Origin of the sequence: Phaeobacter sp. (assembly GCF_022825805.1) — a bacterium.
Classification (GTDB): domain Bacteria; phylum Pseudomonadota; class Alphaproteobacteria; order Rhodobacterales; family Rhodobacteraceae; genus Phaeobacter.
On sequence record NZ_JAJDWC010000056.1, the window covers coordinates 1 to 22,651 of the forward strand.

23 protein-coding genes and 1 pseudogene are annotated in these 22,651 nt (G+C 57.9%); 8 read left to right on the top strand and 16 right to left on the bottom strand.

The window, feature by feature from the left end:
* The first annotated feature begins 89 nt into the window (after positions 1-89).
* Positions 90-578 (top strand): adenylate/guanylate cyclase domain-containing protein, encoded by a 489-nt coding sequence (locus tag Q0C28_RS06130; protein ID WP_293573834.1) that lies wholly within the window; start codon positions 90-92, stop codon positions 576-578.
* A 1-nt stretch (position 579) separates the two neighbouring features.
* On the opposite strand, the gene Q0C28_RS06135 is transcribed toward Q0C28_RS06130, so the two are convergent.
* Together Q0C28_RS06135 and mutY are read right to left on the bottom strand one after the other, a co-directional pair.
* Positions 580-1,737, bottom strand: coding sequence for an alkane 1-monooxygenase (locus tag Q0C28_RS06135; protein WP_293573836.1), 1,158 nt, complete (start codon positions 1,735-1,737; stop codon positions 580-582).
* Positions 1,738-1,812: 75 nt separating this feature from the next.
* On the bottom strand, positions 1,813-2,877 hold the full coding sequence (gene mutY, locus Q0C28_RS06140) for an A/G-specific adenine glycosylase (protein WP_293573838.1): 1,065 nt from the start codon (positions 2,875-2,877) through the stop codon (positions 1,813-1,815).
* An 84-nt stretch (positions 2,878-2,961) separates the two neighbouring features.
* On the opposite strand from mutY, the gene Q0C28_RS06145 reads away from it, so the two are divergent.
* A complete protein-coding gene (locus tag Q0C28_RS06145) occupies positions 2,962-3,483 on the top strand; it encodes a DciA family protein (RefSeq protein ID WP_293573874.1) in 522 nt (173 codons plus the stop codon).
* Between the two features lie 2 nt (positions 3,484-3,485).
* A complete protein-coding gene (locus Q0C28_RS06150; protein ID WP_293573840.1) occupies positions 3,486-4,157 on the top strand; it encodes a DsbA family protein in 672 nt (223 codons plus the stop codon).
* 78 nt (positions 4,158-4,235) lie between these two features.
* Here Q0C28_RS06150 and lpxK read toward each other — a convergent pair whose 3' ends face one another.
* The 5 genes from lpxK to Q0C28_RS06175 form a co-directional block, all read right to left on the bottom strand.
* Positions 4,236-5,240: a tetraacyldisaccharide 4'-kinase gene (lpxK, locus tag Q0C28_RS06155; protein WP_293573842.1), complete on the bottom strand. Its 1,005-nt coding sequence runs from the start codon at positions 5,238-5,240 to the stop codon at positions 4,236-4,238.
* Positions 5,227-6,423, bottom strand: a complete 1,197-nt coding sequence (locus Q0C28_RS06160; RefSeq protein WP_293573844.1) for a glycosyltransferase N-terminal domain-containing protein — start codon at positions 6,421-6,423, stop codon at positions 5,227-5,229. Before Q0C28_RS06160 ends, lpxK begins: the two co-directional genes overlap by 14 nt.
* Positions 6,424-6,472: 49 nt before the next feature.
* A complete protein-coding gene (locus tag Q0C28_RS06165; protein ID WP_293573846.1) occupies positions 6,473-7,264 on the bottom strand; it encodes a 3'(2'),5'-bisphosphate nucleotidase CysQ in 792 nt (263 codons plus the stop codon).
* Positions 7,251-8,597 (bottom strand): TldD/PmbA family protein, encoded by a 1,347-nt coding sequence (locus Q0C28_RS06170; RefSeq protein ID WP_293573848.1) that lies wholly within the window; start codon positions 8,595-8,597, stop codon positions 7,251-7,253. The genes Q0C28_RS06165 and Q0C28_RS06170 overlap by 14 nt, the downstream gene beginning before the upstream one ends.
* A gap of 121 nt (positions 8,598-8,718) precedes the next feature.
* Positions 8,719-10,239, bottom strand: a complete 1,521-nt coding sequence (locus tag Q0C28_RS06175; protein WP_293573850.1) for a DUF2125 domain-containing protein — start codon at positions 10,237-10,239, stop codon at positions 8,719-8,721.
* A 136-nt stretch (positions 10,240-10,375) separates the two neighbouring features.
* Here Q0C28_RS06175 and Q0C28_RS06180 point away from each other — a divergent pair, with 136 nt between their 5' ends.
* Both Q0C28_RS06180 and Q0C28_RS06185 read left to right on the top strand, forming a co-directional pair.
* The gene (locus Q0C28_RS06180) at positions 10,376-11,125 is read left to right on the top strand and encodes an SDR family oxidoreductase (RefSeq protein ID WP_293573876.1); all 750 of its coding nucleotides are present in this window, start codon (positions 10,376-10,378) and stop codon (positions 11,123-11,125) included.
* Positions 11,122-11,736 (top strand): enoyl-CoA hydratase/isomerase family protein, encoded by a 615-nt coding sequence (locus tag Q0C28_RS06185; RefSeq protein WP_293573852.1) that lies wholly within the window; start codon positions 11,122-11,124, stop codon positions 11,734-11,736. The genes Q0C28_RS06180 and Q0C28_RS06185 overlap by 4 nt, the downstream gene beginning before the upstream one ends.
* Positions 11,737-11,791: 55 nt before the next feature.
* On the opposite strand, the gene Q0C28_RS06190 is transcribed toward Q0C28_RS06185, so the two are convergent.
* The gene (locus Q0C28_RS06190) at positions 11,792-12,100 is read right to left on the bottom strand and encodes an HNH endonuclease (RefSeq protein ID WP_293573854.1); all 309 of its coding nucleotides are present in this window, start codon (positions 12,098-12,100) and stop codon (positions 11,792-11,794) included.
* A 104-nt stretch (positions 12,101-12,204) separates the two neighbouring features.
* Here Q0C28_RS06190 and Q0C28_RS06195 point away from each other — a divergent pair, with 104 nt between their 5' ends.
* Entirely contained in the window at positions 12,205-13,410 is a 1,206-nt protein-coding gene (locus Q0C28_RS06195) for a TIGR03862 family flavoprotein (protein WP_293573856.1), read from the top strand.
* On the opposite strand, the gene Q0C28_RS06200 is transcribed toward Q0C28_RS06195, so the two are convergent.
* The 5 genes from Q0C28_RS06200 to Q0C28_RS06220 all read right to left on the bottom strand — a co-directional run bounded on the left by Q0C28_RS06200 (position 13,403) and on the right by Q0C28_RS06220 (position 18,810).
* Positions 13,403-13,993 (bottom strand): glutathione S-transferase family protein, encoded by a 591-nt coding sequence (locus tag Q0C28_RS06200; RefSeq protein WP_293573858.1) that lies wholly within the window; start codon positions 13,991-13,993, stop codon positions 13,403-13,405. The two genes, Q0C28_RS06195 and Q0C28_RS06200, sit on opposite strands and share 8 nt — an antisense overlap.
* 108 nt (positions 13,994-14,101) lie before the next feature.
* Entirely contained in the window at positions 14,102-15,130 is a 1,029-nt protein-coding gene (gene holA / locus Q0C28_RS06205; RefSeq protein WP_293573860.1) for a DNA polymerase III subunit delta, read from the bottom strand.
* Entirely contained in the window at positions 15,127-15,666 is a 540-nt protein-coding gene (lptE, locus tag Q0C28_RS06210; RefSeq protein WP_293573862.1) for an LPS assembly lipoprotein LptE, read from the bottom strand. The genes holA and lptE overlap by 4 nt, the downstream gene beginning before the upstream one ends.
* A complete protein-coding gene (leuS, locus tag Q0C28_RS06215) occupies positions 15,653-18,220 on the bottom strand; it encodes a leucine--tRNA ligase (RefSeq protein WP_293573864.1) in 2,568 nt (855 codons plus the stop codon). Before leuS ends, lptE begins: the two co-directional genes overlap by 14 nt.
* A 101-nt stretch (positions 18,221-18,321) precedes the next feature.
* Complete coding sequence (locus tag Q0C28_RS06220; protein WP_293573866.1) at positions 18,322-18,810, bottom strand: DUF3576 domain-containing protein; 489 nt, start codon at positions 18,808-18,810, stop codon at positions 18,322-18,324.
* Positions 18,811-19,091: 281 nt separating this feature from the next.
* On the opposite strand from Q0C28_RS06220, the gene Q0C28_RS06225 reads away from it, so the two are divergent.
* Together Q0C28_RS06225 and Q0C28_RS06230 are read left to right on the top strand one after the other, a co-directional pair.
* Positions 19,092-20,036, top strand: coding sequence for a porin (locus Q0C28_RS06225; protein WP_293573868.1), 945 nt, complete (start codon positions 19,092-19,094; stop codon positions 20,034-20,036).
* A gap of 109 nt (positions 20,037-20,145) precedes the next feature.
* Positions 20,146-20,802, top strand: a complete 657-nt coding sequence (locus tag Q0C28_RS06230; protein ID WP_293573870.1) for a YggS family pyridoxal phosphate-dependent enzyme — start codon at positions 20,146-20,148, stop codon at positions 20,800-20,802.
* Between the two features lies 1 nt (position 20,803).
* Here the strand turns inward: Q0C28_RS06230 and Q0C28_RS06235 are convergent, their stop codons facing one another.
* The 3 genes and pseudogenes from Q0C28_RS06235 to Q0C28_RS06245 all read right to left on the bottom strand — a co-directional run.
* Positions 20,804-21,322, bottom strand: a complete 519-nt coding sequence (locus tag Q0C28_RS06235; RefSeq protein ID WP_293573878.1) for a L,D-transpeptidase family protein — start codon at positions 21,320-21,322, stop codon at positions 20,804-20,806.
* Between the two features lie 35 nt (positions 21,323-21,357).
* Complete coding sequence (gene ribA, locus Q0C28_RS06240; protein ID WP_293573872.1) at positions 21,358-22,446, bottom strand: GTP cyclohydrolase II; 1,089 nt, start codon at positions 22,444-22,446, stop codon at positions 21,358-21,360.
* A gap of 65 nt (positions 22,447-22,511) precedes the next feature.
* Positions 22,512-22,651, bottom strand: a pseudogene (locus Q0C28_RS06245) (IS5/IS1182 family transposase); the annotation flags it as partial.

The window sequence follows — 22,651 nt, forward strand, 5'->3', positions numbered from 1 at the left end:
CACACCACCGCCCGCACCAAAGCGACGCGGCCGACCACCAAAAAAGGAGAAACTGATCGCAACAACCGGCTGATCACCGAGACCAGAAAGTGGGGAATTTTACTTCGCCACTTTTGGGGATTTTTGAAACGGCATTTACACAGCAAACGCTTGCCACCTGGAATGCAGAACGGCGGACGGCCGGGGAAGAGGAAATCCGCGTTGGGATCGGGATCCATTTTGGCGAGGTGGTGCTGGGCAATATTGGCGCCAACCGGCTGGAGTACACGGTAATCGGCAATGCGGTGAATGTCGCTGCGCGATTGGAAAAACTGACCCGGACGATGAATGCGCAGATTTTGGCGAGTGATGCGCTGTTTCAGGCAGCCGCTGACCACCCCGACGCGGCTTCCCTGAGCGCTGATTTTGTCGCCCACGAGGATTGCGTTTTGCGCGGTCTGAATGATCCTATGACACTCTGGGCTTTGACGCGATCAGACGCGGACACACAGTCGATCCAAGATGAGGCAAACCAAGGCGAGGCCAAACAAGGCCAGCCCCAAGCGGAGCCGTCTGACCCCTCGCAGGCCCGCGCGTAGCTTAGTTTTGCGCGGTGGCTATTGCGTCGCGTTGAGACGCTGGTAGCGCCTTGTTGTAGGCGCTCCAATTGGTAATCTCTGGATAGTGCATCTGGCGCCAATCGCGCACTTTTGGGTTCATGATCCGGCGCCATAACGGCGGCACCATCGCCGCAACAGTCATGACCGGATAGCCAAACGGCAATTGTGGAGCATCGCTTTCGGTGTGGTTTTGCAGAAGCGGAAAGCGGCGGTCCGGTTTATAGTGATGGTCAGAGTGCCGCTGCAGATTGATCAGCAACCAGTTTGACGCCTTATGTGCAGCATTCCATGAATGACGGGGCAGGACGGGTTCGAACTTGCCATTGCCCAGATATTTCCGTGTCAGGCCGTAGTGTTCGATGTAGTTTACCAACTCCAACTGCCAGATGGCCACGCCGGCCTGCACGCAAAACAACGCCAGACCGCTCCACCCGCCAAGCAGAAAGGCGATGAACAACATGGCGGCCTGCAAAGCCCAATAGCGAAAAAACGGGTTGCGAAGATCTGTCCAAGGCAGTGATTTTCGTCCCAGTTTTTCCGCTTCTGCGCGAAAGGCAGATCGCCAACACTGGTAGAGCACTCTGGGGTAGTACCGATGAAATCCTTCGTTATATCTGGCAGTTACCGGATCTCTCGGGGTGCCAACATATCGATGATGCACCAAAAGATGTTCGGATCTGAAGTGTGAATACAAGACCATCGCCAGGAGGACATCAGCCAACCAGCGTTCCAGCCTGCTGCGCTGATGCATCAACTCGTGGCTGTAGTTGATACCGACGGCACCGCTGAGGACACCCATTCCGAAGAAAACACCCACTTTCTCGGTCGAGGATAAATGGTCGGCAGTTGGCACGTAAATCAGCAGTCCCAGCAGCAAGACAGCCTGCGCAGGCACCCAGACCATGGTCAGCAGGGTGTACCATCGCAGATCGGCCTCTTTGGTCATGGGATCTGCGTTTTCACGGTCCAGACCAAAAACACCATCAAGCACGGCGAAAAGATACCAGGTCGCCAAAGGCGGCAAGGCAATCGTCCAGCCACCGAACCATGCGGCAAGCGCAACAAGGGGAAGCAGCAGAAAAGAGACCCAGAACGGCAGGGCTGTTTTCCAGCTGCGCAGTTTGTCCGCCGGGATCATCCTGCTGGTCCTCCGGTTGTGGGTTTGGGACGTTTGGACATGACTATGCCCGCAGCCCTACGGAAAGAGAAGACGTTAGCGCCCCTTCCAAAGATCAAAGGCCTTGCGCATCGCTGTTGGCAGATCTGAGGGTTTGAATTCATGCCGGCTGAGAATTCTCTGCGATGAGGTCGGTTGAAAATCTGCTGGCAGCTCGGCCAGCATGATCCGCAAGATCAGGTGGAAATGGGTAAATGTGTGTCGAACCTCAGCGCTGAGTTCTTGCCAGTCGGCCTCAAACGGCGGCGCCTGCGTTGGTGCGTCATTCCAGTCGCTTCCGGGCCAGCCGAGCATGCCCCCCAACAGGCCTTTTTCAGGTCGTTGTTCCAACAGCCAACTGCCGTCAGCCCCACGCGCCAAATAGACAAAACCCAAGCGCGTTGGTTTCGGTTTCTTCGGCGTTTTCTTGGGTAGTTCGCTGGCGGTGCCTTCCTGTCGTGCTTTGCACGGCGCGCGCCAGGGACAGATGCCGCAGGCTGGGTTGCGCGGCGTACAAATGGTTGCACCCAGATCCATGACAGCCTGGGCATGATCCCCTGGTCGCGCTGACGGGGTCAGCGCCGCGGCCAACGCTTTCAGTTCTGGTTTGGCACCCGGCAAAGGGGTGTGCACATCATAGAGCCGCGCCATCACCCGTTCCACATTTCCATCAAGCACCGTTTTGGCGCGATCAAAGGCGATGGCTGAAATCGCAGCAGCCGTATAGGGCCCGATGCCTGGCAATGCGAGCAGGCCATCGTAGCTGTCCGGGAAAACCCCATCATGGTCATTCGCAACGACGCGTGCGCATTTCAACAGGTTGCGCGCGCGGGCGTAATACCCAAGCCCGGCCCATTCAGCCATGACATCTGCATCCGGTGATGCGGCCAGATCTCCGACGGTGGGCCATCGTGTGGTGAAACGATGAAAGTAGTCTTTGACCGCTGCGACCGTAGTTTGCTGCAGCATCACTTCGCTCAGCCAAATCCGGTAGGGGTCTGGCCAAACCCCGGCGGCGCGATCCGCTGGGCTGACCCGCCAGGGCAGCGTGCGGGCATTGTGATCGTACCATTCCAGCAGGGTGCTGCTATGTGGGTCGGACTGGCTGTTTAGGTCACGCATTCTTTATCTCTTGTGGCCGTGTTTCGCTGGTACTTGCGTTGCAGCCCTTTACATTAGGGCGAGCAGTCGAGCAAAACCATGGTTATGGCAGTGCAACGGACAAAATCTCGCGGGTTCAAACGGACATCGCAGCTTCTGAACGACCAGATCCGCAAGGCTGGCGAAAGCCGAGGTTTTGCGGTGTCGCGACTGCTGACACATTGGGAAGACATCGCAGGCCCAGACATTGCACCAATCGCGCGCCCTGTGAACGTGAACTATGGGCGCGGTGGATTTGGTGCGACCCTGACGCTTTTGACCACCGGTGCCAATGCCCCGATGCTGGAGATGCAGAAAGAGCAGCTGCGCGCCAAGGTCAACGCTGTCTATGGCTACAACGCGATCTCAAAGGTGCGTGTGACACAGACCGCGCCCACTGGTTTTTCCGATGGTCAGGTCACATTTAAATATGCGCCCAAGGTGCAATCGCCCTCTAAACCCGATCCACAAGATATCGCAGCCGCCGCCGAAGCGACGACCGGAGTGGGAGATGACGATTTGCGCGCCGCACTCGAGCGGTTGGGGCGCAACGTTTTGACAAAACAGAAAACACAACGAAAGGGGTAGGAATGACCCGAATTATGTCCGGCATCTTTGCATCGGTCGCCGTAGCTGCAGGGGTCTATGGGTTTGCCACGTTGCAAAACCAGTCGAACCTGCCAAGCAATCCGTTGATCGGAGCGGCCTACGCACAAGAGGCTGAGGTCGATACATCAACCATTGTGGAAATGGTCCAGGGTGCAGAGGACGCGCCGGTCACGCTGATCGAGTATGCGTCCTATACCTGTCCGCATTGTGCCAATTTTCATGCAGGTCCCTACAAGCAGTTGAAAGAAGAATACATCGACACCGGCAAGGTGAGGTTCATCTACCGCGAGGTGTATTTTGACCGCTATGGCCTGTGGGCATCCATGATCGCGCGTTGCGGTGGGCCCGAGAAGTTCTTTGGAATTAGCGATCTGATCTATCAGGGGCAGTCGGAATGGGCGCGCGCTGGTGGGCCAAGCGAGATCGTTGATGAGTTGCGAAAAATCGGCCGGCTCGCAGGCCTCGAAGAGGCGCAGCTGGAGGCCTGCCTGCAGGATGGTGCCAAAGCCCAGACCCTGGTGAGCTGGTATCAGGAGAACTCGACCGAGCACGGCATCGAGTCGACGCCGTCGTTCATCCTGAACGGCAAGAAGGTCTCCAATCAGTCCTACGCAGACTTCAAAGCGTTGATTGATGCAGAACTGGATGGTTGATCTCTGATCAGTGAATTCTTTTGGCCAACCTGTTCTTGCAGGATGGGTTGGCCACACTCCCCAGCATCCACCGCGTGATCAGGGCGGTGGTGGTGCGCAGCTTCGCAGTGTTTCGATCAAAGCATCATCATTTTCGATCTGTAGGCGGACCGGCAGGGTGATTACCTTGGCGCGGAAGCTGTTTGGCAATCTGACGGCGTCTTTTTCCGTTGTCACCAACTGGGCGCCCAGGAGCTTTGCCTCATTTTCCAAACGCGACAATAAAGCGGCGGATAGAGGCTGATGGTCATCCAGCGCTTCGGCACGGCGGATATCTGCGCCCAACTGCCGGAGAGTGGCGAAGAATTTCTCGGGATGGCCAATGCCCGCAAAGGCGAGAACGGCGGTTCCGTTCCAGGGCATCCCGGTTTGCAGCGGCTCCACGGCGCCAACGTGCTGCGTCATGCCTGACAGTTCAGTCCCCCAGGTAGTGGAAAAATGGGTTTGGGCCTCTGGTGCCCCTAACGACAGGACGATATCCGCGCGGGCAAGACCCGCTTCCACCGGTTCCCGAAGTGGTCCGGCAGGCAGGCATTTTCCGTTGCCAAATCCGCGCTGCGCGTCAACGACGACGACTGACATATCTTTGTGTAGCTCTGGGTTTTGAAAACCGTCATCCAGCACAATGACAGTGGCCCCGGCCGCGACTGCAGCCTGCGCACCTGCGGCGCGATCCCGTGATTTCCAGACCTCGCCAAACGCGGCGAGAAGAAGTGGTTCATCGCCAACTTGGTTGGCACTGTGTCGGCTTGGATCAACCTGCACAGGACCTTCAAGCGAGCCACCATAGCCGCGGGTCACGACATGTGGTTCATGCCCAAGATCGCGCAATCGCTCCAGAAACCAGATCACGGTTGGGGTCTTGCCGGTCCCACCGGCGTTGATGTTTCCAACACAAATAACTGGAACAGGCATTTTTGCGGGTGCTTTTGATGTCAGCCGTCGCGCTGTTGCCAACCCGTAGAGTTGCCCGAGGGGGGAGAGCACGAGGCTCCGCACATCGAAGGTTCCACGCGGTTTGTACCAGAAGTCAGGGGCTCTCATGACGCTCCTCGCGTAGGTCCAACAGATCTTGAATCTGGTCAAGCAATTGGTCAGTTACATTCGCGCCCTCGGTTACCACCGTCCATCCGGCCAATGCCATTTCGGCGGCGCGGTCTGGCGCAGAGAGGGTGAGCACCGCTTGCGCCAAACCTTCGGTATCGTCAACCTCCAGCGCCGCACCAACCTCGTGCAGTCGCCGATAAACCGCATGATGCGAGCCATAGTCAGACCCATGCAGAATGGCAGATCCCAGTGCCGCAGCTTCGAGGGGGTTCTGCGCATTGCCTGCATTTGTGAGACTTCCAGCAAGCAAAGAAACCGGCGCTATGCGATACCAAAGGCCACTGTCATCTGCCGAACTCAACAGGACCTGTGAATAGTCGTCGGGTTCTTCGCCGCTGTCCCAATCCGCCAGTTGTAGGCCGCTTGCGAGAATGGTCTCTCGGGCCGCAGGCAGTTCGGTTTCATCGCGGATCGACACGATGAGCAACAATCTGTGCAGCAGTCGTAACACCCGGCGATGGGCCGTCAGGATGTCTGCAAGGTTGCGCAGATCGGCCTGTGCCGCATACCAACTGGGTCGACTGCCCAATATGGTCTGCATATGCGCAAGCTCATCGCCGTTGCAGCCCAACGGGGTCGTCGACAGGCGAAGCGGATCCGTCTTTCTGATTTTTTGGGCATCTAACCCCAGACGCGCCAGCACCACCTCCACCTCGTGTGAGGGGGTGAAAACCGCCTGAAACCGGTTGAGCATTTTCTTTCTTTGATCGGGCAGCCAACGTCTGGAACGATCAGGCAGCTCTTCGAAGGTCAGATCCACCAACAGGCTGTCGACCTTTCGCTCGCTCAGCTGACGCATCAGGATCCGCCGGATATCGCCGCCAGACCAGATGCACAGGTCAGGGCGCCAATGGTCCAGAAAGCGGCGCACCTCAGCCGCGCTGTCCTCTGGCGGTGGTCCGAGCGGCAGATCGCATCCATCAACTTCGGGCGGCGGTGAGAGCGTATCTGGCCAGGTAACCAGCACCGATAAATCCGGGCGGTGGGATTTTAGCCTGTGCCCGATGTCCGATAGGGCCAGACATCGTTCAGCGGTGGTCGCATGGACCCACAGCACCTCACCGGTGGGGCGGTCGGGCCAAGGCGCGGCACGCGCCTTTTGAGATGCTGACTTCGACATGGGGAAACCCGTTCCATGCATATGTTTGGCGTGATCGTCTTGAAACCGGTCAGATAGCAAGCGCGGACAGCAAATCACGATGAAGGTGAGGCGCTGCCGCAAGAACACCGTCGACGGTAGGGTGCGGGTTGTTGAACCGCAAGCGGTTACCGCGCCGGTCACTTGTGGTGCCGCCGGCCTCCCGGATGATCAGATCGCCTGCGGCGATATCCCATTCCCAACTGGGGCGGAGCGTGATCATTCCATCAAAGCGCCCATCAGCGACACGTGCCATCCGATAGGCAAGCGAGGGGCGATGCGCCTGTCTGAACGGCGGCACACCGGCAGATCCCCATAGATCCGCAGATAGCGCGGGTTTGGCCGCTAGGATTTCGGCCTGCTCCATTTGTTCTGTTGCAGCGACCTCGATCGCCTGCCCATTACAGAAGGCTCCGCCACCATGTGATGCGGTGTACATGAGGTCTCGTTGCGGGAGAAAAACAACAGCGGCAGTAATGGCGCCATTCACAGCGGTTGCGAGAGCATGTGCCCAGGTGCGCGATCCGTCGACGAAACTCCGCGTTCCATCAATGGGATCAATGATGAACACCTGATCACGGGAAAGCCGTTCGCTGCTGTCGTCGGTTTCCTCCGACAACCAGCCGTAGTCGGGCCGTGCAGGTTTCAGCAGATCTGCCAAAGCTGCGTTCACGGCCAAATCCGCCTCTGTCACTGGACCGGCGCCGCCGGGTTTGTCCCAGGTCTTCACAGAGGATTGGGTATAGCGGCAGGCGATATCGCCTGCGACTTCGGCGGCTCGGATCAGCAGAGAGAGGTCAGTTTCCGGTTCAATTGCCGGCAAGGGTCATCCCCTCTACCAGCATGGATGGAACCACCCGCGACAGATGCGTCCGTGCATCATTTGCCGGCACAATGCTGCGCAACATGTCACGCAGCTTTCCGGCAATGGTGCATTCGTTCACAGGATAAGCGATTTCGCCGTTCTCGATCCAGAAACCAGCGGCCCCACGAGAATAGTCTCCGGTATTCGGGTTGATCGTTGATCCGATCATCGACGTCACCAACAGCCCGGTTCCCATATCCGCAATCAGATCACCCGGGGTTTTGTCACCTTGCGTCAACGCGATGTTCCACTGCGATGGAGACGGAACGGAGCCGACGCCGCGGGCTGCATTGCCAGTGCTGGAAAGACCCAGTTTGCGGGCGGACGCAAGATCAAGCGTCCATCCAGTCAACGTGCCTGCATCAATGATGGCGCGCTTCTGGGTGGGCAGGCCTTCGCCATCGAATGGGCGTGACCCCGAAATTCTGGGTCGAAATGGATCCTCTATCACGCTGAGGCTACTCGGCAGAATTTGCTCGCCCATCGCATCTTTGAGCCATGACGAGCCACGAGCGATGGAAGCGCCGTTCACAGCCGCAAGCAGGTGACCGATGAGCGAGGAGGAAATTCGTTCATCAAACAAAACCGGGTAGCTGCCCGTTTTCGGCCGCCTTGCATTCAGGCGTGAAATGGCGCGTTCACCGGCTTGCTGGCCAATCTCCTCGGCGCTGCGCAGATCAGCCTGAAAGGTTCGGACGTCGCCATCGTAGTCCCGCTCCATTCCGGTTCCAACGCCTGCAATTGCTGTGCAGGATACTGATCGGCTGGTGCGTTTGTACCCGCCGGAAAACCCGTTTGTTGCGGCCAGAAAGACTGAGTGGCTGCCGTAGCCTGCAGCGGCCGACTGTACCTGTGTGACACCATCGACGGCCAGGCCGGACGCTTCTGCCTTTAGGGCGTCCTCTTGCAAAACGCCTGGGGCAGGCTCCCCTGTCGGATCAAACAGCTCCAGCGCCTCCAAATCCCAGCTCTGGGCCAGCTGGCTTGGATCCGCGAGCCCGGCGTAGGGGTCCTCTGGCGCTTCCCGGGCCATGGCAACTGCCCGCTCGGCCATAGCGGTCATGGTGTCTGGCCGCATATCGGATGTCGAAACGGTGGCCTGCCGTTGTCCGACAAAAACCCGCAACCCTAGATCCGTACCTTCCGATCGCTCTGCATGTTCGAGTGTGCCCTGACGCACTTCGATGGAAAGGGAACTGCCTTCTGCCGCCATTGCATCGGCCGCATCCGCGCCTGCCTTCAAAGCGGCATCAATCAGTGCGTTGCACAGGGTTTCTGGGGTTTGTGTCATGGGCACCTACGCTGGTTGGTCTGTTCATAGAGCTAGACAGACGGCCGGGGTGTCGCAAGAGCGGAGTCAAAAAAGAGACCGCAAATTGCGGTCTCTTGAACACTTAATGCGTTACGGATGATTACTTGATCCGCTGGCCTTTCGCTTTGATTTGACCATCCCCAGAGACTTCGATTTTCGAGGTCAGGGTGTCTTCGCTGTCACCTGGAACCGCAAGCAGGCCCATCATCATCCGAGCGCCCATTGCATCGCTGTCAGAGACCAGACCCATTCCGATCAATTTGTCCAACAGCGCGTTGGCACCAACCAGTTTGAGATTTGCCTCACCGGTTGGCGCTGGCATCCCGTCAAAGCTGGTGAGATCGCTGTTGTCGAATGTGAAGTCACCTGAGCCCGTCAATTCGGCGCCTGCGACCGATACCTCGAGGGAGTTCATGGTCAGCGCGTTCAATTCTCCGGGGGCTTCGTCGCTGTCTTCCATGACTTCGACGGACAGAGGATCAAACAGATCAAATGCCAGTTTGGCCTTTCCGACCAGATCAATGGCGATGGTTGCGGGGTCATGGGGCAGGGCACCGGTTGGATCGACCAGACCCCACAGGATTTCAGGAACGTCGAAATCGCGGATGGCAAAGCCGAGGCTGAAGTCCTGCTCTTCGTCTGATTTTGCGACTGGCATGCTCAGCTTGATACCGGTTTCTCCGATCGAAAGATCAATCGGAAACGGAATATCCGACCCTTCGATGGCAACTTGTGTTGCCATCTGGCTCAGATCGTAGGTTAGGCCGGTATTGCTGATTTCAAAGCGGGCAGCACCGCCTTGCGATGAGTTTTCCAATGAAAAGGAATCGCGATTGTCACGGGCTGTGACAGAGCCTTCGCCGCTGGCAAACTTGATGGTTCCTTCGGCGGACATACCATTGCGGAGCATGGCGGCGAAATCAGCTGTTTCACCTGGGGCGGGGATGGCTGTGGTGCCGTCGAAACCAATTCCTTTCAAAGCACCTTTAAAGGTGCCGTCGGTCTCTCCGTCCGGGTCGGCAAAGCTGAACTCATAGCTCAACTCCGAGCTGGTCATGCTTTGGGCGTATTGGCGCAGATCGGATTTTGTCATCACGACCTGATTTTCCACGTCCGATAGGGTTGCCGTGAACTTGACCGCGTCTTCTGGCAGGTCCCCATCCGGTGCCACCAGGTCGGACAAAGAAAACGTCATCACGCCTGCCGCGAAATCATACGTCATTTCGTCGGCATCGCCGGAGACCAACATCGGGCCGCCGTCGTGGCTCAACAGGATGGTGCCTGCAACACGCCCGTCGGGGCTGTCCATGTCGAATGATGCAGGCAGTTCATTTGGCAACACAACGCCGACTGTGCCATCGCCGTTGTCGACAAACCGAATATCAGGAATGGTGATTGTGCTACTGCCAGCGCCCAAATCCGCAATCTCAAGCGTGAGGTCAGATACGGTCAAAGTATCGCCTGAGAAAGATTCTGTGCCGCTCACCGCGTATCCTGTGGCGGCCAAATAGGATTTCCAGTCCGCCCAGACATCCTGCGCGGACACATCTGCCATCGCAGCGGGGGCTGACAGGCCAAGAGCGATCAATGCGCCGCAGCCGCGGGCAAAAGTAACAGCCATGGGAATACCTTTCATGGTCAAAAATCTACGGTCCACCTTCGGTGGCGTGGTAAACCTGCGCAAGGGGTATCGGTCTGGACCGTTCCCCCCAAAGCAGTCTACCACATTTCAAAATGGGGATTTGGAGGTTTATCTGATGGACATCAAGGGCAAGACAGTTGTGATCACGGGCGCAAGCCGCGGCATTGGAGCGGATACAGCCCGCGTGTTTGCCAGCGAGGGTGCCAATGTGGCCTTGCTGGCAAGGAGCGCGGACAGTTTGGCGAGCCTGACGGAAGAGATCGGCGGAAACGCGCTGGCGGTGGCTTGTGACGTCTCCGATCACGGATCTGTGGGGGATGCATTTCGCAAGATCCAGGCAGAGTTCGGAAAAATCGACGTTTTGATCAACAATGCTGGCGTGGTCGATCCCATTGCGTCCCTGGCGGATGCAGAGCCATCTGCCTGGAGCCAACTTATCGATATCAACATCAAGGGCGTGTTCTATGGGATGCGTGCTGCAGTTCCGCTGATGAAAGAAAACGGGGGCGGTACGATCCTGACGGTGAGTTCGGGCGCGGCGCACAATCCTGTCGAAGGCTGGAGCGCTTATTGCACGTCCAAAGCAGGCGCTGCGATGCTGACCCGCTGCTTGCACCACGAAGAAGGTGCAAACGGCATTCGCGCCATGGGCCTGTCGCCTGGGACAGTCGCAACGGATATGCAGCGGGTGATCCGTGCAAGCGGTGTTAATCCTGTCAGCCAGTTGGATTGGTCGGTCCATATCCCCGCAGAGTGGCCAGCTCGTGCCTTGCTGTGGATGTGTGATACAGATTCGGATGAGTTTCTTGGGACCGAGATTTCCTTGCGTGATGAAACCATCAGAAAGCGGGTGGGCCTGATATGATCCGCCATTCCATTGGCGAGAATGGTCTCTGGACGGTCATCTTGGATCGCCCAGAGAAAGCCAACGCGCTGACGGAATCGATGCTGGCGCAGCTTTGCGAGATTACCCAAGAGGCGCAGTCGGCAAGGGGTTTGATCCTGACGGGGAATGGCCGGGTGTTCAGTGCCGGGGCAGATCTCGACGCGGCAAAGGCAGGGCTCGCGGTATCACCGCTTTGGGAGCAACTTTCGGCGGCGATTGCGGCATTGCCTTGCTTGACCGTTGCGGCATTAAACGGAACGGTGGCTGGCGGCGCAAATGGTATGGCGCTGGCTTGCGATTTGCGGATTGCTGTTGCCTCGACTAAGGTCTTTTATCCGGTGATGAAGCTTGGCTATCGGCCGCAACCTTCTGATGTCAAACGCATGTCTGCATTGATTGGCCCTGCGCGGACCAAGTTGATCCTGGCTGCCGGTCAAAAATTGACCGCGGATGAGGCGCTGGCGTTTGGGATGATTGATCGCATCGTGCTCGACGAGCAGTTGTTGCCAACAGCGCAGGCCTTACTGTCTGACTATCAAGCCGCAGATCCGGAGGTCGCTATGGCGATTTTGGCAGACTGTCGTGTTTGAGGGTGTGGGGTTGATGCCGTGGTGGAGGATGCTCTCGCGTGTGATCAATCACCCGTTATCGTTTGCGTCGACCACCTGGCACTTTGGAACGAAACGCAGGAGGGCGTTTTTTGACCCACGCCAGAAACTTCGCAAGCCGAGGATGCTCGCGCAGCGCGGTGACTGTGTTGAATGACCGCGCCAGCTCTGCCTCTGTCAGTGTGGCGTGAATTTCTTTGTGGCAGATGTGATGGAGCAGCACGGTTGGCCGACCCTTGCCGCCCTTCAACTTCGGTATCAGATGGTGCAGGCTTTGATCCACATCCGGCGGGATCGGCCTGTCGCAGAGCGGACAAATCGGATCTTCCGGAGTGGGCGGTGACATTGGTGAACTCTCCCGGTATGGCTCTTTCACTATCAAGAGATGCGGCCCAAGAGGCCAATGACAAGCATGATCGCCTTGTGCTTGAAAAAAGGGGACGAAGAAGCGTGACAGGGCAGAACGACAGGGTCTGGGATGCAGTGATTGTCGGGGCCGGGCCGGCAGGTTTGCGCGCTGCCGAAGAGCTTGGCGCAGCCGGACACACTGTTTTGATCGCAGACGCAAAGCCTTCGGTCGCGCGCAAGTTTCTGATGGCTGGCAAATCCGGTCTGAACCTGACCAAGGATGAACCACTTGCTGATCTGTTGCAGAACTATGGCGACCGCGCGGATTGGTTGTCGCCCATGCTGTCTGACTGCGCCTCGCAGGAGATACAGGATTGGGCCCGCGGGCTGGGCGTCACACTGTTTTCCGGTTCAACAGGCCGTGTTTTCCCGATCGAGATGAAAGCCTCGCCAATGTTGCGCGCATGGTTGGCGCGACTTGATGCCTACGGAGTTGAGCGTCGCACGCGGTGGTGTTGGCAAGGGTGGGAGCAGGATCATCTGCGGTTCGAAACCCCTGAGGGTTCCCAACTGGTTCGCGCTCGCGCGGTCGTGCTGGCGATGGGCGGCGCCAGCTGGGCGCGGCTTGGGTCAGATGGAAAGTGGGCTGCGATCCTGGCGGCGCAGGATGTGGCTCTGGCGCCGTTTCGGCCCTCAAACGTTGGGCTAAAGGTGGCATGGTCAGAGTTCATGCGCCCCTATCTGGGCACACCGCTGAAGGGCATAGCTTTGTCTGCGGGCGCATCGCGCAGCCGTGGTGAAGCGGTGATTTCAGAAAGCGGTCTTGAAGGGGGCGGAATCTACGCCGTCTGCGCCGCTGTACGCGATGGGGCAGATCTGGCGATCGATTTGTTCCCGGATTTGTCTCCACAACAGATCACAGAGCGGTTGTCGCGATCGCGCGGGAAGGCAAGCCTTTCTAGTCACATGCGCAAAACACTGAAGCTTGCGGGAGGGCGACTCGCGCTCCTGCAGGAGTTCTGTAGGCCCTTGCCGCAGGATCCGGCAGCGCTCGCCGCTCTGGTGAAAGCTGTGCCGGTTCGGCATGCCGGATTGCAGCCGATTGATCAGGCGATTTCAACAGCTGGCGGCGTTTGCGCAGAGGCGCTTGATGATATGTTGATGTTGCGGGCACGGCCCGGCGTTTTTTGTGCTGGGGAGATGCTGGATTGGGAGGCCCCAACAGGCGGCTACCTGTTGACGGCCAGTATCGCAAGCGGCAGGTGGGCAGGGCGGGGCGCCGCAACCTACCTCAAAGACCTTAGCTGATTAAGGCCGCGACCTTGCCGCAGGCAGGCCTGCGCCGCGTCTGATTTAGATAGTCAAGCAGCCGCTCACTTTCGATGGGGAATTTCGCAGCGAACGCCCAGTTCAGGCAATGGGTGCAGATGATATCGGCGATGGTGAAGTCTTCGCCCATCAAAAATGGCCCCTCCATCCGGGTGTCCAGCCGTTCAAGGGCATTGGAAAATTCCCACTTCAGGCTGGCTTTGACCTCTGGGATGCGTTTGTCTTCCGGCAGAATGAAGCTGTGACGGGCAGCGGTCCACAGCACAGCGTCCAGTTCATCCAGCAAGAACTGCGTGACGGCATCCTGTTTGGCACGTGCCAAGGTGCCCGCCGGCGCGGTCAACTGCCCGTGTTTATCCGCCAGATAGGTAACGATGGCCGTCGAATCAGTGATCGCTTCGCCCTCTTCGATCAGAACAGGGACTTTTCCGGAGGGATTCAACGCAAGCACATCTGCGCTCTGCGGTTTGTAAGGCGCCAGTTCATAGGGCTGAGCCAGTTCCTCAAGTGTCCAAAGAACGCGAAAACTGCGCGTCATGGGCGTCCCGATCACGGTATACATCAATATCTCCCCTCTCCACCTTCGCTCATCCCCTAGGAAAGCATGCGACCAGATGAGGTCAAGAGACTGTCCGCGCAAAGGACGCGGCGTCCCAACGTGCGACAGCTGTCAGCGTACCCTGCTCAACCGGGCGAGTTGGATCAGAGCACGTTCCATCACAGCGAGGGCAGGGGCTGTTTGGCCTGCGGATCGCAGTTGCAGATCCGTATCCGTTAGCAGCGTGAGCGCAGTTTCCAGCTTATAGGCTCCCCAGCTTTGGGCTTGGCGCAAAAGCCTATCGCGTCGTTTGCCGTAGGCTGGGGGCCGCAGGCGTCCTATCCCCTGCGCTGGTCCGCCCGGATCTGAAGCGATTGTGTAGAGCGTCCGGAAATGTCTGGTTGCGCCGATGCAGAGTGTCACAGCATTGGTGCCCTGCGCCTGCAGTCGTCCCATAAGGGGGCCAATTTCTGCACCACGGCCTTCTGCCACGATGTTGAGCATATCATCGAGTGCAGCTTCGGTGGATTGTGGCGCGACAGCCTGAATATCATCAAGCGTGAGGGGAGAGGTGTCGTCATATTTGAAAAGCGCGAGCTTCTCGACCATGCGAGAGAAATCACCTGGCCCAATATCATTGGCGATATCGACCAGGGCCGACATGCTGTCTCCCGGAACGTCCCTAATCTGTGCGTCCGCGAGAATGCGCTCGATCTCGGCCCGTGACGGCGGATCATCGTAGATCCCCGTGGCGAACGCATTGTTGTGACTTTCAAAGGCTTTGCGCAGCTTTGACGTGGCTTTCAGCTGTCCCGCCGTGACCACCAACCTGGCGTCGTCCGGCTGCCATGACTCCAGGGCAGCAACGATTGCAGGGGTGGCTGTGTCATTGGCGTCTTCAACCAGCACTGCGCGAATGCCAGGGAAAAAGCCAACGGCCTTTACCGCATCCATCAACAGGGCAGGGTCTTTGCGCAGGTCGCCGCCCGCCATCCGGGTGAGACGCATTTCTTCTTCCGCGGCTGGGCCGAGCAGCGCAGCCAGCAGTTGCTGCCGCTTGAGCGAGACCCGCATTGCGTCCGCGCCATAGATCAGAATACCGGTCTTTCCCTGATCGGGGCGCGCAAAATAGCCTTCCGCTTCCCGCGGGCTCAGTTTCATCCGTTTGTCTGCCCGGCTGGGTTTGCGGGTGCTGTGATCTCTGTGTTGGTCAACAGTTCCGTCACGATTTGATCTGCGAGAATCGTCATCAACCGTCGTTGCGCATCCCGCTCTCCTGCAAGTGTTTCAACAGTGGAGCCTGTCGCGGAGTAGCCGGTAAAGTTCTGAACGTTTCCGCTTGCCAGGATCATCCCGTCAGCTTGGCGAACCAGGGAGTAGTCGGCATATCCAACGACCGAATAACGGGTGATTTCATTGTCAGCCGTAATTGCCTGGCCTTCGCTTCTTGTGCGCAGGTCCACATCAAGAAAATAGGCGCCAGCCGCATTGCGCCCCAGGCGCTGTTCGAGGTTCTGGACCAGAAAATATGCGTCTGTTTCATCCTGCGCGCCAAGGGTTTCTGGCGCCTCGATGGTCACATTTCCCTGCAGGGCAAACCCAGCTCCACCCGGTGCATAGACCGGGGTGAAGCCACAGGCCGCGACCAGCAGTGTGGCCGCGACGCCTGTCAGATATCTCGGTTTAAGCCACGACATTCACAATACGACCGGGCACAACGATCACCTTTTTGGGGGCCGCGCCATCAAGCGCCTTTTGAACAGCTTCGTGCGCAAGAGCGAGTTTTTCAACCTCTGCCTTGTCCAGATCTTTGGCCACGGTGATTTCGCCGCGGCGTTTGCCGTTGATCTGGATCGGCAGGGTCACGCTCGCCTCGACCAACATGGCTTCGTCAGCCACAGGCCAGGCCGCTGTTGCACAAAGCCCCTCGCCACCCATATTCTGCCAAATCTCTTCGGCCAGATGGGGTGTCATCGGTGACATCAGTTGCGCAAGGGTCATGATCGCTTCCCGTTTCGCAGCGGCACCCGCTTTTGATTTCGCCAATGTGTTGGTGAAGCCATACAGCTTTGCGATGGCAGCGTTGAAACCAAATGTCTCAATGCTGAGGGACACATCACGGATCGCTTTGTGCATTTCGCGCAGAAGATCCTGATCTCCCTCGCCTGCCGCATCAGCCTCCATCGCACTGATTTTATCGCTAAGGCCCCAGACACGTGTCAGGTGCTTATGCGCAGCTTCGGCGCCTGCCGCAGTCCATTCAACATCACGCTCAGGCGGAGAATCGGACAGCACAAACCAGCGCGCCGTGTCTGCGCCATAGGCCGAGATGATGGCCAGCGGGTCGACGACGTTGTTTTTGGATTTGGACATCTTTGCAGACGGCACAACATCCACTTCCGACCCGTCTTCTATCAGAAAGGCTTTTCCGTCGCGCAGTTCCACCTGTTCTGGATAGAAGTAGATCGGGCGGCCGTTCTCTTGCTCTTTCTTGTAGATCGCGTGTGTCACCATGCCTTGCGTGAACAGCGCGTCGAAGGGTTCTTTGGCGCCTTCGGGAAGGTGACCGCAGATCTGCATCGCGCGGGCAAAGAAGCGTGAATACAGCAGATGCAGAATCGCGTGTTCGATGCCGCCAATGTATTGATCGACGTTCATCCAATATTCGGCCTCGGCCAGATCGGTGGGGGTGTCCGCCCGCGGTGCGGTGAAACGGGCAAAATACCAAGACGAATCGACAAAAGTATCCATGGTGTCGGTTTCGCGCAGCGCAGGTTTGCCACAGGACGGGCAGGCGCAGTTGCGCCAGCTTGGATGGCGGTCTAGGGGATTACCAGGCACGGAGAAGTCGATCGGTTTGCCGTCTTCATCATAGGGCAGGGCGATCGGCAGGTTTTCTTTCTTCTCCGGCACAACGCCGCAGGAGTCGCAGTGAACAACGGGAATCGGACAGCCCCAATAGCGCTGGCGTGACAGGCCCCAGTCGCGCAACCGGAACTTGGTGACACCTTTGCCCCAACCGGCTTTTTCTGCGAAATCGACAGTGAGGTTGATCGCCTCTTCGCCGGTTGCTTCGGTCAGACCAGCAAAATGATCGACCCAGCGAACCTTCTCGGTTTTTGGCGGAACGAAAGCGTCGTTTGCAACCGGCGTGTCATTGTCCAGCGCGAAGAATGTGTCGATGACCGGCAGGTCATATTTGCGGCAGAAGTCGAGGTCGCGTTGGTCATGCGCCGGGCAGGCAAAGATTGCGCCGGTGCCATAGTCCATCAGAATGAAGTTGGCGATCCAGACCGGCAGCTCCCAATCGGGGTTCAGCGGATGTTTGACGCGGATGCCGGTGTCATAGCCCAGTTTCTCAGCGGTCTCGATGGCTTCTTCGGTGGTGCCGCCTTTGCGACATTCCGCAACAAACGCTGCGACTTCTTCCGATTCGGCTTCCTGCGCCTTGGCAATCGGGTGGTCCGGGGAAATGCCGACAAAAGATGCGCCATTCAGCGTATCTGGGCGGGTCGTGTAGACCTCAATCGGCTGCTCCCCATCCACACGTTCAAACGAGAATTGCAAACCGCGCGATTTGCCGATCCAGTTTTCTTGCATCAGGCGCACTTTGGCGGGCCAGTTTTCCAAGCCATCCAACGCATCGAGCAGCTCTTCGGAATAGTCGGAGATCTTGAAGAACCACTGCGTCAGTTCACGGCGCTCCACCAGCGCACCCGAGCGCCAACCGCGGCCGTTTTCCACCTGTTCATTGGCAAGCACCGTCATATCGACGGGGTCCCAATTCACGACTGCATTTTTGCGGTAGACCAGATCGTTCTCAAGAAAATCGAGGAACAACGCCTGTTGCTGGCCATAATACTCCGGATCGCAGGTCGCGAACTCACGGGTCCAGTCGATGGAAAGCCCGAGCGGCTTCATCTGGCCGCGCATGTCGGCGATGTTATTGTATGTCCAGTCTTTCGGGTGACCGCCAGAGGCCATTGCAGCGTTTTCAGCGGGCATCCCAAAGGCATCCCAGCCCATTGGGTGCAGCACATTGTGGCCGGTCGCCAGCTTATGACGCGCGACCACATCCCCCATGGTGTAGTTGCGCACATGACCCATATGAATTCGTCCCGATGGGTAGGGGAACATTTCCAGGACGTAGTATTTTGGTTTGTCGTCCGAACGTTTTGCCTGAAAGATCCCGGCGCCTTCCCAGGCGGCCTGCCAGCGGGCTTCGATTTCCGGGGCAACATAACGGGGCATGCGAGCGGTCCTTCGTAGATAAAAACGCCAGGTTGTTGGCCTGGCGCTTGTGATAATCATGTTTGCCCTGCTGTACCAGAGGGCGGATATTCTGGGAAATGTCAGAGCCTGCGGTCTGCGATACGCAGTTGGCGTGCCCGAGACAGAATCGCATCTTCAACTGCGCGTGCGGTGCTCGCGCTTACAGGACCATTGCGGGTCTGCAGCGACACGTTCAATGACCTGGCGTCAAGCGCCGGGTCTTTTACATGAATGGTCGCCCGATACGCTCGCCCCCCGCCTGGCGGTGTGCCGTATCCTGTAACAATCACGCCAGTGAACGGCTCAACTGTCTGCAACGGCAGAAAGTCCAGCACATCCAGCGTCGCGGTCCAGAGGTAGCGATTCACCTGAACCACCTGCTCTGCTTTGGTAGGGCGGAAGGCGTCCCAGATGGTTGTGCCGGTAAAATTCTCAGGATCCCTTGGGTTCCCGCCAATGACGTTTTCATTGTAGGTCGAAGGACCCTCGCGATCGCCACCGCCGAAAACGCCACAACCCGCAGTCAGGGCAACAAGAGAAAGAAGTCCAAGGGTCGTGGGCCAGCGCATCGTTGGTTAGATCCGTTACTGTTACCGGTTGCGTCATAGATCTAGACAAGCGATTGAGCGGCAACAAGCATATTCTTTATATGACGGAGCTTGCTTGCGCCGATCACCACAGCCTGACCAGATCCACTGTGACATCGATGCATCAACTTTTCCCCGAAAGGTTTGCCGCCTCTCTCCCAAGCTTGCGCAAGCACCCCAAAACGAGCGAAACGGATTGCGTACTCAGACTTGTGCCACTCAGCGCCTGTTTGAGCTTGGAAATTTAAACCCGAGGGAAAAACATGAAAAAGATTCTCTTCGCTTCGACTGCGCTGGTCGCGACCGCTGGTGTTGCAGCTGCAGACGTTTCGTTCGGCGGCTACGGCCGTTTTGGTATCGGCTACGTTGAAGACCGCACCGTTGGCGGCACTTCCGACACTGTCATCGTCAGCCGCTTCCGTCTGAACATCGACGGTTCCGCAGAAACCGATGGCGGCGTGAAATTCTCCGCACGCGTTCGTCTGCAGGCAGACGAAGACGCAGCTTCCGGTGAAGCAAACGCAGCTGGCCTGAACGGCGCACGTTTCTCCGTCGAGTACGGCGGTCTGCGTGTTGACGTGGGCAACGTTGCTGGCGCAACCGACAACCTGCCTAACTACTACGGCAACGAGCCTGGCCTCGAAGCATTCGTTGGTCAGTACTCCGGCGTGAACTACGGCTTCCTGGGTTACTCCTCCGGTGGCGCAGGTTCCAACGGCGTGTACGCACGTTACGCAGTTGGTGACTTCGCTGTTGCAGCGTCCTACGACCAAGCTCCTAACGGTGGCGACGGCGACCGCTTCGACATCCACGCTGCTTACACCTTCGGCAACATCACCGCTGCTCTGGCATACGGTGAAACCGACAACGGTGCAGCAGAAGATGACGACATCGTCGTTCTGACCCTGGGCGGTTCCTTCGGCGCTCTGTCCGGTACCCTCATCGTTGGTGACGAATCCATCGGCGGTAGCGTTGCAACTTCCGACACCTTCTACGGTATCTCCGCAGCTTACGACGTAAGCTCCGCAACCACCCTGACCTTCGCTTACGGCGACGGTTCCGGCGACGGCGACACCCGTAACGTTGGTCTGGGCGTGATCCACGACCTGGGCGGCGGTGTCTCCCTGCGTGGCGCGATCGGCGAAAGCAAAGTCGGCAACGCAGACGGCCAGATGCGTGCGGACTTCGGTGCTCAGTTCAGCTTCTAAGTTGATCTGAACCACACGGTTCTAGGGCGGGCTCTTCTGAGCTCGCCCTTTTCTTTTGTGCAGAAACAGTGTTTGTGTGGCGCAAATCCAAACAAGAGAAAGGCCGTCTATGTCGCTGCAGGATATTCAATCACGTATTCACGATGCAGAGGCGCGCGCTGGTAAGGATGCGGGCGAAACCCAGCTGATTGCAGTGTCGAAGGTCCAGCCTAATGAACGCGTCGAAGCGGTTCTGCAGGAGGGGCAACGCTGTTTTGGCGAGAATCGGGTGCAGGAAGCCGCTGGCAAATGGCCTGAATTCTCATCGCGCTTTGAAGGGCTCGATCTGCATCTGATTGGCCCGCTGCAAACCAATAAAGCCCGCCAAGCGATGGAGCTGTTCCACAACATCCATACGTTGGACCGCCCTAAACTGGCAAAGACGATTGCCCGGCTCGCCCAGGAGCTTGGTCATTGTCCACAACTGTTTGTTCAGGTGAACACCGGTGAAGAGCCGCAAAAGGCGGGTATCATCCCGGCAGAGGCGGACCAGTTTATCCGCGAGTGTCAGGATATGGATCTGCGTGTTGCTGGGTTGATGTGTATCCCCCCAGCAGATGAAGAACCCAGCCTACATTTTTCGCTATTGGCAAAGATTGCGGCCAGAAATGGGCTCACAGGCCTGTCGATGGGTATGAGCGGTGATTTCGAGTCGGCAATTGCTTTGGGCGCGACTCATGTGCGTGTGGGATCCGCCATTTTCGGGGCTCGCGCTTACGAGCTATAACTCAGTCTAACCCGCTCTTGCGTTGTGTGTCCGCCGCCAGCGGCGGGACCATCAGCCGCGTTCCCAATTCGATATTACGGACAAGCCAGCGCATATGAGTGCGTGAAAACGCGATGCATCCCTCTGTCGGAAACCCAGGCCGCCGCCACTGATGAAGAAAGATCGCGGAGCCGTGCCCGGGCGTTGCCTTTGGCCAATTCCAATCGGTGATGAGAATCAGATCATAGAGCGGGTCACCGCGATGCAGCGTTTCGTGGCTGCAGCCGTAGGGACGGTGGACATGGGTGTTATATCGCGGATCATCTGCCGCATCCGACCATAGGTCACGGTGTGAAATAGGTTGGGCCCAAGACGTAGGTTTGGCCACCCGGTCCGCGCGATAATACAGCCCAACAATGCGATGACAGCCAATTGGTGTGGCACCGTCGCCTTCGATCTTTGTTGGGCTCAATCCACCCTTACCGATGGAGCAGGGCAATAAGCGCCCCCGAAACCGCAGCCCCTTCGGCGTCAAAACCATATCGCGGGGCGAGATATTTCCTGGCAGTTGATTTGTCACAGCATGTGACCGGATTTTCTGGCCTTGGTCGCAAGGTAGTGCCGATTGTAAGCCGTCTCACCCACTTTCAGGGGTACACGTTCCGCGACCTTGATCCCCGTTTTTTCCATCATCGCGATCTTATTGGGATTGTTGGTCAGCAGTCGTACCGAGTTGAACCCCAGTTTGGTCAGGATCGCAGAGCCAAGTCGAAAATCGCGTTCGTCATCCTCGAAACCGAGCCGATGATTGGCTTCGACGGTATCAAACCCCTGATCCTGGAGCGAATAGGCTCGCATCTTGTTTGCAAGCCCAATACCGCGCCCTTCTTGGTTCAAATAGAGCAGGATACCGCTCTGCTCTGCACCCATCTGGGCGAGAGCCGCACGCAGTTGCGGCCCGCAGTCACACTTCAGCGAGCCCAGGACGTCGCCGGTGAAACAGGCGGAATGCAGGCGTGCCAGAACAGGTTTGTCACGGTCCGGGCGGCCGATCTCGATGGCGTAATGCTCTTCTCCACCATCCTCAGGGCGATAGATATGAAGCCGCCCAGCCTCTGCTGCGTCCATGGGCAATCGGGCGGCTGCGACCGGATGCAACGGCGAACTGCCCGCGATCAGTGGTTCAACGGCTTTCAAAGGTAGCGTGGTCAAACCGTGACTTTGCGCAAACTGCGCGGGGTGTGGCAGAGCGCAGACCAGAGCGGCTGGCAACAGATGTGCTGACTTCACAAGAGAGATCGCCAATCTGTGCAGATCGACAGCGCCCCCACGATCTGCCATGAGCGGGCCCTTCATTGGGGTGCGCAGATCGTCCGCCGGATCCGCCACGGCCTGCACCCATGCCAGATCTGCGTCGTCCGGGATTTTGATCCGGGCAATGTCCTTGTCGTAGACGCGGGCTTTCAGCGTTTCGGCCCGGCGCGCAGTCAGGGTCAGATCCACCGCCCCCAACTCTCTCAATTCTGCCAGCCGCCGAGAATCCAGCTGCTCTGCGGCCAGTGCCAGAACCGCGCGGCCCTCATGAGTGAGAACAACAGGCAGCCCCATACGCAAATCCACCCGAGCCCGGGCAAGCAGATCGACCATGGTAGGCATCAAGCTCATGTTACGAATCCTAGCGTAATAATCGGCCACAACAGCGGCATCTGGCTTTTTCTTGGATCCATTTACTAGGCAGCCGACTCATAAAACTCGATCCACAGTCTGACGGATGCCAGTTTGATCATCGACAGGAAATTGCGTGACGTCTTTTCGTATCGGGTTGCGATGCGACGGAACGAGGCTTTCAGCCTGCCAAAGAACCGCTCGA

What these genes read in the sequence shown, in the direction of transcription:
- Q0C28_RS06220 (WP_293573866.1), bottom strand. Translation starts at nt 18,810, where the DNA reads ATGCGCTGGCCCACGACCCTTGGACTTCTTTCTCTTGTTGCCCTGACT.
- mutY (WP_293573838.1), bottom strand. Translation starts at nt 2,877, where the DNA reads ATGCGTGACCTAAACAGCCAGTCCGACCCACATAGCAGCACCCTGCTG.
- ribA (WP_293573872.1), bottom strand. Translation starts at nt 22,446, where the DNA reads ATGAGCTTGATGCCTACCATGGTCGATCTGCTTGCCCGGGCTCGGGTG.
- lptE (WP_293573862.1), bottom strand. Translation starts at nt 15,666, where the DNA reads ATGTCGTGGCTTAAACCGAGATATCTGACAGGCGTCGCGGCCACACTG.
- Q0C28_RS06170 (WP_293573848.1), bottom strand. Translation starts at nt 8,597, where the DNA reads ATGACACAAACCCCAGAAACCCTGTGCAACGCACTGATTGATGCCGCT.
- Q0C28_RS06175 (WP_293573850.1), bottom strand. Translation starts at nt 10,239, where the DNA reads ATGGCTGTTACTTTTGCCCGCGGCTGCGGCGCATTGATCGCTCTTGGC.
- Q0C28_RS06185 (WP_293573852.1), top strand. Translation starts at nt 11,122, where the DNA reads ATGATCCGCCATTCCATTGGCGAGAATGGTCTCTGGACGGTCATCTTG.
- Q0C28_RS06230 (WP_293573870.1), top strand. Translation starts at nt 20,146, where the DNA reads ATGTCGCTGCAGGATATTCAATCACGTATTCACGATGCAGAGGCGCGC.
- Q0C28_RS06160 (WP_293573844.1), bottom strand. Translation starts at nt 6,423, where the DNA reads ATGTCGAAGTCAGCATCTCAAAAGGCGCGTGCCGCGCCTTGGCCCGAC.
- Q0C28_RS06135 (WP_293573836.1), bottom strand. Translation starts at nt 1,737, where the DNA reads ATGATCCCGGCGGACAAACTGCGCAGCTGGAAAACAGCCCTGCCGTTC.
- holA (WP_293573860.1), bottom strand. Translation starts at nt 15,130, where the DNA reads ATGAAACTGAGCCCGCGGGAAGCGGAAGGCTATTTTGCGCGCCCCGAT.
- Q0C28_RS06200 (WP_293573858.1), bottom strand. Translation starts at nt 13,993, where the DNA reads ATGTATACCGTGATCGGGACGCCCATGACGCGCAGTTTTCGCGTTCTT.
- lpxK (WP_293573842.1), bottom strand. Translation starts at nt 5,240, where the DNA reads ATGAGAGCCCCTGACTTCTGGTACAAACCGCGTGGAACCTTCGATGTG.
- Q0C28_RS06235 (WP_293573878.1), bottom strand. Translation starts at nt 21,322, where the DNA reads ATGGTTTTGACGCCGAAGGGGCTGCGGTTTCGGGGGCGCTTATTGCCC.
- Q0C28_RS06225 (WP_293573868.1), top strand. Translation starts at nt 19,092, where the DNA reads ATGAAAAAGATTCTCTTCGCTTCGACTGCGCTGGTCGCGACCGCTGGT.
- leuS (WP_293573864.1), bottom strand. Translation starts at nt 18,220, where the DNA reads ATGCCCCGTTATGTTGCCCCGGAAATCGAAGCCCGCTGGCAGGCCGCC.
- Q0C28_RS06145 (WP_293573874.1), top strand. Translation starts at nt 2,962, where the DNA reads ATGGCAGTGCAACGGACAAAATCTCGCGGGTTCAAACGGACATCGCAG.
- Q0C28_RS06180 (WP_293573876.1), top strand. Translation starts at nt 10,376, where the DNA reads ATGGACATCAAGGGCAAGACAGTTGTGATCACGGGCGCAAGCCGCGGC.
- Q0C28_RS06190 (WP_293573854.1), bottom strand. Translation starts at nt 12,100, where the DNA reads ATGTCACCGCCCACTCCGGAAGATCCGATTTGTCCGCTCTGCGACAGG.
- Q0C28_RS06150 (WP_293573840.1), top strand. Translation starts at nt 3,486, where the DNA reads ATGACCCGAATTATGTCCGGCATCTTTGCATCGGTCGCCGTAGCTGCA.